This is a genomic window from Microbacterium sp. A8/3-1, assembly GCF_040267695.1.
Classification (GTDB): Bacteria; Actinomycetota; Actinomycetes; order Actinomycetales; family Microbacteriaceae; genus Microbacterium; species Microbacterium luteolum.
On record NZ_CP158357.1, the window covers coordinates 1819022 to 1832375 of the forward strand.

At 66.8% G+C, this 13354-nt stretch carries 4 protein-coding genes; all 4 read right to left on the reverse strand.

From position 1 onward, the window contains the following. Nucleotides 1–16: 16 nt before the first annotated feature. Nucleotides 17–3670: an efflux RND transporter permease subunit gene (locus ABS642_RS09020; RefSeq protein ID WP_350353056.1), complete on the reverse strand. Its 3654-nt coding sequence runs from the start codon at nt 3668–3670 to the stop codon at nt 17–19. 252 nt (nt 3671–3922) lie between these two features. Then, entirely contained in the window at nt 3923–7798 is a 3876-nt protein-coding gene (gene rpoC, locus ABS642_RS09025) for a DNA-directed RNA polymerase subunit beta' (protein ID WP_282214323.1), read from the reverse strand. Between the two features lie 85 nt (nt 7799–7883). Beyond that, nucleotides 7884–11387 (reverse strand): DNA-directed RNA polymerase subunit beta, encoded by a 3504-nt coding sequence (locus tag ABS642_RS09030; RefSeq protein ID WP_350353057.1) that lies wholly within the window; start codon nt 11385–11387, stop codon nt 7884–7886. Between the two features lie 277 nt (nt 11388–11664). Continuing rightward, on the reverse strand, nt 11665–13347 hold the full coding sequence (locus tag ABS642_RS09035; protein WP_350353058.1) for an ABC transporter ATP-binding protein: 1683 nt from the start codon (nt 13345–13347) through the stop codon (nt 11665–11667). Nucleotides 13348–13354: the final 7 nt, after the last annotated feature.

Below are 13354 nucleotides of genomic sequence, written 5' to 3' on the forward strand. Positions count from 1 at the left end.
GCCGGCGGTCGGGCGCTCACTCGCGCTGCACCGCCGGCACGCTGTCGTCCGTGCCCTCGGAGCCGTCGTCGAAGACCGCGACGCCCTCGTCCTCACCCGGCTCCTGCGCGTCGAGCTTCTCCTGCTCGCGCCGCGCCCGCCGCTCTGCGCGCTTGACCATGCGGCGCTCACGCGAGCGTTCGAGCAGCAGGTACAGGATCGGCACGAGCACCAGCGTGAGAAGGGTCGAGCTGATGAGGCCGCCGATCACGACGATCGCGAGCGGACGGGAGATGAACACCCCGCCTCCCGTGATCCCGAACGCCATCGGGAGCAGCGCGAAGATCGTCGCCGTCGCCGTCATCAGGATCGGGCGCAGACGCAGTCGCGTTCCGTGGTAGACCGCCTCAGCGAGATCGGCCCCACCCTCGCGCAGCTTGTTGACCAGGTCGAGCAGCACGATCGCGTTGGTCACCACGATGCCGATGAGCATCAGGAGTCCGATCAGCGCCGGGAGGCCGAGCGGCGTGCCGGTGAGCAGCAGTCCGACGATCGCACCGGTGGCGGCGAACGGCACGGCGATGAGCAGAATCGTCGGCTGACGCAGGTTGCGGAAGGTCATCACCATCGCCAGCAGGACCAGCGCGATCGCCGCGAGCATGGCGAGGCCGAGCTGTCCGAAGGCATCATCCTGATCGGCGGAGACGCCGGCCACTTCGAAGCGTGCACCTGCGGGGAGGTCGAACTGCGCCGTGGCCGCGTCCAGGGCCTTCGTGGCTGCGTCGAGCTGACCGCTCTTCGGGGTGACCGTGATCGTCACGACCCGCTCGCCGCCGACCCGCGAGATCGACGGTGCCGTCATCTCCTCGGTCACGGTCGCGACATCGCCGACCCGCACGGCCGTGCCTCGCACCTCGGACGCCGCCTTCTGCTCGGCCTCGAGGCGCGTGGCCTCCTCCTGCTGCGCAGCGGACTCGGCCCGGCCCTCGCGGAGCTGTGCGATCTGCGCGTCAGCGGCCTCGATGCCGGCCTGCGCCTGCCCGATCGCCGACAGCATCCCCGCGATCTGCTCCTGACGCTCGCGTTCGGCGTCGATCGCCGCCTGCGTCTCCGGTGTCTGCGGTGCCGGCACCACGGGTGCGGATGCCTCCAGCTGGGCGAGCTGGCTTCGCAGGGAGCCGAGCTGTTCTCCGAGCTGCGAGCGCTGAGTGCTCGCTTCGGCGATCTGGTCGTCCATCTCGCGGGCAGCCTTCGCCGTCTGCTCTTCCGCCTTCTGCTTCTGCTGGGCTTCCAGCGCATCGAGCGCCGCCTTCTGCGCAGCTGCGGTCTGCTTGGACGTCACCGGGAGCGCCATCGCGGCGACCGCGTCGGCTCCTCCGCTGACGGCTCCGGTGCGGATGACAATGTCACGCTCTCGCCCGTCGAGCACCACGCTCCCCGCCGGCGTCCCGTTCAGGGCGGCCGTGATGGCTGCCGCGATCTGCTGCTGATCGAAACCGAGAGCCGCTGCCTTGAGAGGATCCACTGTGACCTGCACGATCGGCTGCTCTCCGCTGAGATCACTCGAAGCGCTCTGGACGCTCTTCTCCTTCTCGAGAGCCTCGATGAGGGAGTCGCTCGCCGCTGCCAGCGCCTTCGGATCGTCGCCGATCACGCGCAGATCGATCCCTGCTCCCCCGCCGCCGGCATCCGCGGTCTGCACCTCGAACTGCTCGGGATCACCGAGCTTCGCGAGCTTCCGATCGATCCCGTCCTGGACCTCCGCGGCCTTCGAACCCTTCTCGAGCGTGACGTCGAACGTGTTGATGTTCTCCTCGCCGGCACTCGTGGATGCTCCAGGGATCGTGGACCGGACGCTCTCGACGCCCTCGACGCCCTGCAGCGCGCGCTCGACCGGCTCGGCCGCAGCGACGCGATCCTCGACGGTGGCGGCCTTCTCCGGGGTCTGCGTCACGGTGATGCTCTGCTGGCCGGACTCGCCGAGGAAGTCCGTGGGGATCTGCGTCGCGAGGACGAATGTCCCCAGCAGCACGGCCGTCGACGCGGCGAGCGTGATGACCGGACGCCGATGCGTCGCCCCGAGGAAGGACATGAACCCCCGCTGCAGCCGATCCTCCGGTGCGCTCATCTCGGCGCGTGCGAACGACTCGGCATCCTCCACGGGGGCTTCCGCCTCCGACGCAGCGGCCACGCCGCCCGCGGTCGCCGCTGCGGAGCGTCGCGCCCCGCGCGATCGCAGGAAGACGTACGCCAGGACCGGGACGATCGTCAGCGCGACCACGAGCGACGCGGCGAGCGCGATCGTCACCGTGATCGAGAACGGACGGAACAGCTGTCCGGTGACGCCCGACACGAAGGCGATCGGCAGGAACACCGCGATCGTCGTGGCCGTCGAGGCGATGATCGCACCCGACACCTGCTTGACCGAGGCGACGATGTCCGCGACCGTCGGCACTTTCCTCTCGGCGTGCCTGTTGATGTTCTCGATCACGACGATCGAATCGTCCACGACGCGTCCGATCGCGATCGTGAGCGCGGCGAGCGTGAAGATGTTGAGCGTGTTGTCGGTCCAGAGCAGCGCGATCATCGTGATGAGCAGCGACAGCGGGATCGACACGGCCGCGATGATCGTCGAACGCCACGAGCGCAGGAACGCGAAGATGATGATGACCGCGAAGAGCAGCCCGAGACCACCCTCGGTCGAGAGGTCTTCGATCGACTGCTCGATGTAGGGCGCCTGATCGAAGATCGGAACGAACTCGGCCTTCAGCGAGTCGCTGTATCGATCGAGGATCGCGGTGACGCCGTGCGAGATCTCGACGGCGTTCGCCCCGAGGGCGGGCATGACCTGGATCGTGAGGGCGGCTTTGCCGTTCACGCGCGAGAGCGAGCCTGCCGGCTGGGGCTTCAGCGTGACGTCGGCGACATCCTGGATCTGCACCGCGCCCTCGGTGACCTGCAGGGGAAGCGCAGCGATGGCCTCGATGCTGTCGGTGCCAGGGCCGACGTTTACCGCGACCTGCCCCTCATCCGTGCCGACCTGACCGGCGGACAGCACCGCGCCGTTGCTCTGCAACGCCGCGAGCACCATCGCGGGGTCGACCTTCAGACGCTCGACGTCGGCCGGTCGCAGTGAGACCTCGACCTGCTGGGACTCGCGGCCTTCGAGCGTGGCCGCACGCACCCCGGAGACCGCACGGATCTCGGGCAGGACGCTCTGCTCGAGCGCCTCGGCGAAGGTCTCGGCATCGGTGGTCGAGCCCGCGCTCAGAACCATCGCCGGCAGCTCCGATGCGGAACCCGACTGCACGACGACGGTGGCGTCCTTCGGCAGCGCTGCCTTGGCCCCGTCGACCGCCGCCTTGATCGCGCGAAGCGTCTCGTCCGCATCGAGCTCGAACGGCCAGCTGACCATCACCTGCGCATTGCCGCTCTGCGTGGTGGAGCTGACCGAAGTGAGTCCGCTCACCCCGCCGAGGGCCTCTTCGACGGGCTCGGTCGCGAGTTGGACCATCTGGTCGGGCGAGAGTCCGCTGGAGCTCACCGAGATGTACGCACCGGGTTGCGTCATCGACGGCGTCAGCTCCTGGCGGAGCGACGACATCGCGATGATGCCGAACACGGCGACGGCGATCGTGATCAGGCCGACGATGGCGCGGTTGGCGAGGCTGGCGCGCGTGAGGAATGTCATGTGTGAGAGGAGTTTCGTTCGGTCCGACCGGGAAGAGACGCCGCCCCGACGCGGCTCCTGGCCGCGGTCGAGAGCGATCAACTCCAGCAAAGCGTCTCCGCCTCGCCCTGCCATCCGCCGGTGGTACCGCCCGGGTCCCCCCACGGCACGATTTCTCCTCCCCCGCGCGAGGGATCGGATGCGCGTGCGCGCACGAAGAAGGCCCCGGGGTGAACCCCGGGGCCTTCTCAGTCACTCAGTGCGTCAGCTGTATCAGTTGTACGTACCGGGCGTGATGTCGTCCGTCGAGAACGCGTCGAAGTCGACGTAACCGAAGTCGCCGTCGGCGTACGCACCGTCGGATGCGAAGATCCGGTTCGGGTAGCGCTCGCTCTTGGCTTCCTCGGTCGCCTCGACCGTGACGTCACGGTACTTCGAGAGTCCCGTTCCGGCGGGGATGAGCTTACCGATGATGACGTTCTCCTTGAGACCGACCAGCGGGTCGCGCTTGCCCTGCATGGCAGCCTCGGTGAGCACACGGGTCGTCTCCTGGAACGACGCAGCCGACAGCCACGACTCGGTCGCGAGCGACGCCTTCGTGATACCCATCAGCTCCGAACGACCGGAAGCCGGACGCTTGCCCTCGGCGACAGCCTCGCGGTTGATCGCCTGGTAGCGCTTGAGGTCGACCATCTCACCCGGGAGCAGGGTCGTGTCGGCGTGATCGACGACGGTGACCTTGCGGAGCATCTGACGGACGATGACCTCGATGTGCTTGTCGTGGATCGGCACACCCTGCGAGCGGTACACGCCCTGGACGCCGCCGACGAGGTAACGCTGCACCTCGCGAGCACCCATGACGCGCATGATCTCCTTGGGGTCGAGCGTTCCGACCAGGATCGGCTGACCGACGGTGACGTGCTGTCCGTCTTCCACGAGCAGCGTCGCACGACGCAGCACCGGGTAGATGACGGGCTCGTCGCCGCTGTCGGGCGTCAGGATGACCTTCTTGCCCTTGTCGGTCTCGTCGATCGTGATGCGACCATCGGCCTCGGCGATCGGGGACGCGCCCTTGGGGGTACGAGCCTCGAACAGCTCCTGCACGCGGGGCAGACCCTGCGTGATGTCGTCTGCCGACGCGGAACCACCGGTGTGGAAGGTACGCATCGTCAGCTGGGTACCGGGCTCACCGATCGACTGGGCCGCGATGATGCCGACGGCCTCGCCGATGTCGACGGTCTTACCCGTCGCCAGCGAACGGCCGTAGCACTGCGCGCAGACACCGACGGCGGAGTCGCAGGTCAGAACCGAGCGGACCTTGATGGTCTCGACACCGAGAGCGACCAGCTTGTCGATCAGGACATCGCCCACGTCGTCTCCGGCCGAGGCGAGAACCTCGCCCGACTCGCTGACGACGTCGGAGGCCAGGGTACGAGCGAACACCGAGTTCTCGACGTTCGCGTCGCGGACCAGCTCACCCTGCGAGTTCGGAGCGGCGATCGGGAGCTCGAGGCCCTTCGACGTGCCGCAGTCCTCTTCGCGGATGATGACGTCCTGCGAGACATCCACCAGACGACGGGTCAGGTAACCCGAGTCGGCGGTACGCAGAGCGGTGTCGGCCAGACCCTTACGGGTACCGTGCGTCGCGATGAAGTACTCCGCCACCGACAGACCCTCGCGGTACGAGGAGATGATCGGACGCGGGATGATCTCACCCTTGGGGTTGTTCACCAGACCACGCATACCGGCGATGTTCCGGATCTGCAGCCAGTTACCACGGGCGCCCGAGGACACCATGCGGTTGATGGTGTTGTCCTCCGGGAAGTTCGCCTTCATGGCGGCCTGAACCTCGTCGGTCGCCTCGGTCCAGATCTTGATGAGTTCCTGACGACGCTCGGTGTCGGTCGTGAGGCCCTTCTCGTACTGCGACTGGACCTTCGCGGCCTGCTTCTCGTAGCCGGCGACGATCTCCGCCTTGTTCGGCGGGGTGAGGATGTCACTCAGGGCGACGGTCACACCGGAGCGCGTGGCCCAGTAGAAACCGGCATCCTTGATGCGGTCCAGCGACGCGGCGGTCTCGACCTTGGGGTACTCCTCGGCCAGCTTGTTGACGATCTGCGACAGCTTGTTCTTGTCAGCCTGCTCGCGGACGAAGGGGTAGCCCTTCGGGAGCGTGTCGTTGAAGATCGCCTGACCCAGCGAGGCGTCGACGAGGCCGTGGCGCTCGTAGCCCTCGGGAGCGTCGCCCTCGAGGAACGTCAGACCCGGGATGCGGATGCGGACCTTGGCCTGCAGGTCGAGGGTGCCCTCGTCCTTGGCCAGGATCGCCTCGCCCACCGAACCGAATGCACGACCCTCACCGGCTGCGCCCTCCTTGACCGTGGTCAGGTGGTGCAGACCGATGATCATGTCCTGCGAAGGCAGGGTGACCGGGCGGCCGTCGGACGGCTTCAGGATGTTGTTCGACGCGAGCATCAGCACGCGGGCCTCGGCCTGAGCCTCGACCGACAGCGGCAGGTGCACAGCCATCTGGTCACCGTCGAAGTCGGCGTTGAACGCCGCGCAGACGAGCGGGTGGAGCTGGATGGCCTTGCCCTCGACGAGCTGCGGCTCGAACGCCTGGATGCCGAGACGGTGCAGGGTGGGTGCACGGTTCAGCAGCACCGGACGCTCGCGGATGATCTCCTCGAGCACGTCCCAGACCTCGGGACGGGTGCGCTCGACCGCACGCTTGGCCGCCTTGATGTTCTGCGAGTGACCGAGGTCGATCAGGCGCTTGATCACGAACGGCTTGAAGAGCTCCAGAGCCATCTGCTTGGGCAGACCGCACTGGTGCAGCTTGAGCTGCGGTCCGACGATGATGACCGAACGGCCCGAGTAGTCGACGCGCTTGCCGAGCAGGTTCTGACGGAAGCGACCCTGCTTGCCCTTGAGCATGTCGCTGAGCGACTTCAGGGCACGGTTGCCGGTACCGGTGACGGGACGACCACGGCGACCGTTGTCGAACAGTGCGTCGACGGCCTCCTGCAGCATCCGCTTCTCGTTGTTGACGATGATCTCGGGGGCACCGAGGTCGATCAGACGACGAAGACGGTTGTTGCGGTTGATCACACGACGGTAGAGGTCGTTGAGGTCGGAGGTCGCGAAGCGGCCACCGTCGAGCTGCACCATCGGGCGCAGCTCCGGCGGGATCACCGGAACGACGTCGAGGACCATGGCGGCCGGGCTCATGCCGGTCTCCAGGAACGAGTTGACGACCTTCAGGCGCTTGATCGCGCGGATCTTGCGCTGGCCCTTGCCCTCGGAGATCTGCAGGTGCAGGTTCTCCGCCTCGGCAGCGAGGTCGAACGCCGCGAGGCGACGCTGGATCGACTCGGCGCCCATGTAGGCCTCGAAGTACTGACCGAAGCGGTCCTGCAGCTCGTGGAAGACGTCGTCCTCGGGACGGAGTGCGCCGACCTCGAGCGTGCGGAAGTCCTCCCACACGCGCTCCAGCTTGAGGATCGCCTCGTCGGCGCCCTTGCGGATGAGGGACATCTCCTTCTCGGCGGCGTCCTTCACCTTCTTCTTGGCGTCGGCCTTGGCGCCCTCGGCCTCGAGAGCAGCGAGCTCCTCCTCGAGACGAGCGAGGCGCTCGGCGATCTTGGCGTCACGACGGTCGCCGAGCGTCTTCAGCTCGAGACGGATGTTGTTCTCCTGCGTGCCCAGGTCGCGGTGACGAGCATCCTCGTCGACCGAGATGACCATGTAGGCGGCGAAGTAGATGACCTTCTCGAGGTCCTTCGGCGCCATGTCGAGCAGGTAGCCGAGACGCGAGGGGACACCCTTGAAGTACCAGATGTGGGTGACGGGAGCGGCGAGCTCGATGTGACCCATGCGCTCACGACGGACGGAGCTCTTGGTGACCTCCACGCCGCAGCGCTCGCAGACGATGCCCTTGAAGCGGACGCGCTTGTACTTGCCGCACGCGCACTCCCAGTCGCGGGACGGCCCGAAGATCTGCTCTCCGAAGAGACCGTCCTTCTCGGGCTTCAGGGTGCGGTAGTTGATGGTTTCGGGCTTCTTGACCTCACCGTACGACCACGCGCGGATGTGGTCCGCGGTGGCGAGGCCGATGCGAAGCTCATCGAAAGTGTTTGACTCGAGCACTGATTCTCCTGTGTCGGAATTCTTTTTGAGAAGTCTGGCTTCGACGGGCTCAGCCACCCAGTGGGTACCTGAGCCCGCCGAAGGGTTAGATCTCGTCGATCGAGGCGGCCTCGAAGCGGCTGGAGATGTTGATCCCGAGCTCCTCCGCTGCGCGGAAGGCCTCGTCGTCGGTGTCGCGGAGGTTGACCAGCGTGCCGTCGGCCGAGAGGACCTCGACGTTCAGGCAGAGCGACTGCATCTCCTTCATGAGCACCTTGAACGACTCGGGGATGCCCGGCTCCTGGATGTTCTCGCCCTTGACGATCGCCTCGTAGACCTTGACGCGGCCGAGGATGTCGTCGGACTTGATCGTGAGGAGCTCCTGGAGCGCGTATGCGGCGCCGTAGGCCTCGAGGGCCCACACCTCCATCTCACCGAAGCGCTGTCCACCGAACTGCGCCTTACCACCCAGCGGCTGCTGCGTGATCATCGAGTACGGACCCGTGGAACGTGCGTGGATCTTGTCGTCGACCAGGTGGTGCAGCTTCAGGATGTACATGTAGCCCACGGAGACCGGCGCCGGGAACGGCTCGCCGGAGCGGCCGTCGAACAGCTGGGCCTTTCCGCTCGAACCGATCAGGCGGTCACCGTCGCGCGTCGGCGTGGTCGCGTCGAGGAGACCAGCGATCTCCTCCTCGCTCGCACCGTCGAACACCGGGGTGGCGACCTTCGTGCCGGGGGCGGCCTCGAACGCCTGCTCGGGCAGACGCGCTGCCCACTCCGGCTTGCCTTCGACCTTCCAGCCCTGCTTCGCGATCCACCCGAGGTGGGTCTCCAGGACCTGACCGAAGTTCATTCGACCCGGGATGCCGAGCGGGTTCAGCACGATGTCGACCGGAGTTCCGTCCGCGAGGAACGGCATGTCCTCGATCGGGAGGATCTTCGCGATGACACCCTTGTTGCCGTGACGGCCGGCGAGCTTGTCACCCTCGGTGATCTTGCGCTTCTGGGCGATGTAGACCACGACGCGGCGGTTCACGCCGGAGCCGAGCTCGTCGTCGCCGTCCTCGGCGTTGAACTCCTTGACCGCGATGATCGTGCCCTGCTCGCCGTGAGGCACCTTCAGGGACGTGTCGCGGACCTCGCGGCTCTTCTCGTTGAAGATCGCGCGGAGCAGACGCTCCTCGGCCGACAGCTCGGTCTCGCCCTTCGGCGTGACCTTGCCGACGAGGATGTCGCCGGGGCGGACCTCGGCGCCGATGCGGATGATGCCACGCTCGTCGAGGTCCTTCAGCAGCTCAGGGCTGACGTTGGGGAGGTCACGGGTGATCTCCTCCTTGCCGAGCTTCGTGTCGCGGGCGTCGACCTCGTACTCCTCGATGTGGATCGAGGAGAGGGTGTCGTCCTTCACCAGGTCCTGGCTGAGGATGATCGCGTCCTCGAAGTTGTAGCCCTCCCACGTCATGAAGGCGACGAGGAGGTTCTTCCCGAGGGCCAGCTCACCGTTCTCGGTCGCGGGGCCATCGGCGATGACCTCTCCGACCTCGACGCGCTCACCAGCGGAGACGACGACCTTCTGGTTGTACGACGTGCCCTGGTTGGAGCGGTCGAACTTGCGCAGGTGGTACTCCTGCGTTCCGCCCTCGTCGAGCATGACGACGACGCGGTCCGCGGAGACCTCGGAGACGACACCGGCCTTGTCGGCGGTGAGCACGTCACCGGCGTCGATGGCCGTGTAGCCCTCCATACCGGTTCCGACGAGCGGCGAGTCGCTGCGGAGCAGCGGCACAGCCTGACGCTGCATGTTGGCACCCATGAGGGCGCGCTGTGCGTCGTCGTGCTCGAGGAAGGGCACGAGCGAGGTCGCGACCGACACCATCTGGCGCGGGGAGACGTCGATGTAGCCGATGTCCTCCGGGAGGAACATGTCGACCTCGCCGCTGCCGCCCTTGGGGCGGGCCAGGACGTGGCTCTCGATGAAGCGACCCTTGGCATCGAGCGGGGCGTTGGCCTGCGCGATGTTGAAGTCGACCTCTTCGGAAGCCGTCAGGTAGTCGATGTGCTCGGTGACCACGCCACCCTCGACCTTGCGGTACGGGGTCTCGATGAAGCCGAACGAGTTGATGCGTGCGAAGGTCGCGAGCGCACCGATCAGACCGATGTTCGGGCCTTCCGGCGTCTCGATCGGGCACATGCGGCCGTAGTGCGACGGGTGGACGTCACGGACCTCGACACCGGCGCGGTCACGGGACAGACCACCCGGGCCCAGCGCGGAGAGACGACGCTTGTTCGTCAGACCGGCGAGCGGGTTGTTCTGGTCCATGAACTGCGACAGCTGCGACGTTCCGAAGAACTCCTTGATCGCGGCGACGACGGGGCGCACGTTGATCAGGGTCTGCGGCGTGATCGCCTCGATGTCCTGCGTGGTCATGCGCTCGCGGACGACGCGCTCCATGCGGGACAGGCCGGTGCGGACCTGGTTCTGGATCAGCTCGCCGACCGCGCGGATGCGACGGTTGCCGAAGTTGTCGATGTCGTCGGTCGCGAGACGGATCTCGCCCTTCTTGCCACCGCGGATCCCCGTGAAGGTCTCCTCGGTACCGGCGTGCAGGCGCACGAGGTACTTGATGGTGGCGACGATGTCCTCGACGGTCAGGACCGACGAGTTCAGCGGCTGGTCGAGACCGAGCTTGTGGTTGATCTTGTAACGACCGACCTTCGCCAGGTCGTAGCGCTTCGGGTTGAAGTAGAAGTTGTCCAGCAGCGCGCGGGCGGCCTCGGCGGCGACCTGCTCGCCCGGACGGAGCTTGCGGTAGATGTCGCGGAGCGCATCTTCCTTCGTGACGATCGTGTCCTTCGCGAGCGTCTCCTCGATCGAGGTGTAGCCGGCGAACTCCGCGAGGATCTCCTCGCTCGTCATGCCCAGCGCCTTGAGGAAGACGGTGACGGACTGCTTGCGCTTGCGGTCGACGCGCACGCCGACCTGGTCGCGCTTGTCGATCTCGAACTCGAGCCATGCGCCACGGCTCGGGATGACGCGCGCCGAGACGATGTCCTTGTCGGACGTCTTGTCGGGGGTCTTGTCGAAGTAGACACCCGGCGAGCGCACGAGCTGCGAGACGACGACGCGCTCGGAGCCGTTGATGATGAACGTGCCCTTGTCGGTCTGGAGCGGGAAGTCGCCCATGAAGACCGTCTGGGTCTTGATCTCACCGGTGAGGTGGTTCATGAACTCGGCCTCGACGTACAGCGGAGCGGCGTAGGTCTTGCCACGCTCCTTGCACTCGTCGATCGAGTACTTCTCCGGCTCGAGATACGGGTTCGTGAACGACAGCTGCATCGTCTCGCCGAGGTCCTCGATGGGAGAGATCTCCTCGAAGATCTCGCCGAGGCCCGAGTTCTCGTTGACGTCGGTGCGGCCGGCCTTCTTGGCCTCGGCCACGCGCGCCTTCCAGGCGTCGTTGCCGACGAGCCAACCGAAGGATTCGGTCTGCAGAGCCAGAAGGTCTGGGACCGTCAGGGTGTCGGAGATCTTGGCGAACGAAAGACGGGATGCTCCGCGTCCGTTCTTGGTGGTGGTGGATGTGGATGCGTTGCGAGCAGCAGCCAAGGGAATAACCTCCGTGAGCCCCGCAGGGCTTCTCGATTCCTTTGTCGTCAGGTGGAGTGTGCGCTCAAAGACTCAACGAATGCCGACCACCATATGAGGGCAGGGAGAAGCGAGCGCAACTACCAACTATACGTGTGATTCTGCGACATGGCAAGCTCAGTCCTTGACCAATCTCGGAAGCTGCGGTAAAAGCCCCTCATCACCCCGGCTCCGACGTCGAAACCCCCTGCCGCGCGCGGCAGGGGGTTTCGACAGCGAGCCGGGGTGTCGGCGCCGGTCAGGACGCGATGTTCAGCTCGTTGCCCGGGATCGAGGCCAGCAGGCGGCGCGTGTACGGGTCGCGCGGGTTCGTGAAGATCTCCTCCGAGGAGGCCGCCTCCACGAGCTTGCCGTCCTTCATCACGCACACGTAGTCGCTGATCAGCCGCACCACCGCGAGGTCGTGCGAGATGAACAGGTAGCTCAGCCCGTACTCACGCTGCAGGTCGCCGAGCAGCTTGAGGATCTGATCCTGCACGAGCACGTCCAGCGCGGACACCGGCTCATCGCACACGATCAGGTCCGGCGAGAGCGCAAGGGCGCGCGCGATCGCGACCCTCTGGCGCTGCCCGCCGGAGAGCTCGGACGGATAGCGGCGCAGCATCGACTGCGGAAGCGCCACGTCGTCGAGCAGCTGCCGCACGCGCTTTCGCCGGTCCGACCCGCTCCCCCTCTTGTAGAAGTCCAGCGGCTCTGCGATCAGGCGTTCGATCGTGAACATCGGGTTCAGACTCGAGTACGGATCCTGGAAGATCGGCTGCACCTGCTGACGGAAGTTCTTCGTCTCCGCCCGGCTCAACGACGAGATGTCCTTGCCCTCGAAGCGGATCAGCCCGCTGGTCGGCTCGACCACCTTCAGCAGCATCCGTGCGGTCGTGGTCTTGCCCGACCCGGACTCCCCCACGATCGCGACCGTCTCGCCCCGCGGGATCGCGAGCGACACGTCGTCGACGGCCACGAAGTCCTCGCCGCGTCCCCGCACCGGGTACACCTTGGTGAGGTTCTCGATCTCGACGATGTTGTCCTTCGGCTTCGCCGCCTCGGCTTCGTCCACAGCCTCCGCGCGCTCCTCGACGCGGAACGCCTCCGGCCGCAGACGCGCGGCAGCGACCGACGGCGCCGCCGCCACGAGCGACTGGGTGTACGGATGCTGCGGAGCCTCGAGGATCTGCCGCGCGGGCCCCTGCTCCACGACCTTGCCGCGGTGCATCACGACGACCCGTTCGGCGCGCTCGGCCGCGAGACCCAGGTCGTGCGTGATGAGCAGGACCGCCGTTCCGAGTTCGCGCGTCATCGCGCCGATCTGGTCGAGGATGGTGTGCTGCACCGTGACGTCGAGCGCGCTGGTGGGCTCGTCCGCGATCAGCAGGCGAGGCTTGCACGCCAGGCCGATCGCGATGAGCGCGCGTTGGCGCATGCCGCCGGAGAACTCATGCGGATACTGCTTCGCACGACGCTCCGGGTCGGGAAGCCCCGCGGCGGTGAGCGCCTCGACGACCTTCGCCTGCACGTTCTGCCGGTTGGCGAGACCGTGCGCGAGCAGTGTCTCGGCCACCTGCGTGCCAATCTTCGCGACCGGGTTCAGGTTCGACATGGGATCCTGCGGCACGAGGCCGATGTCGCGGCCGCGGATCATCCGCAGCTCGTTCTCGGGAGCATGCGCGATCTCCCGGCCGTCGAGGCGGATGCTGCCGGAGGCGACCTTCCCACCCCCGGCCAGCAGGCCGATGATGGCCATCGCGGTGGTGGACTTGCCCGAACCGGACTCCCCCACGATCGCGACGGTCTCGCCGGCGGCGATCTCGAGGTCCACGCCCTCGACGGCGTGCACGACGCCGTCCATCGTGGCGAAGTCCACGGCGAGGCCCTGGACCGAAAGCAACGGCTCGGCCGGCATCCGATTCTCCTTCGCGGCGCTCATGGCGCCC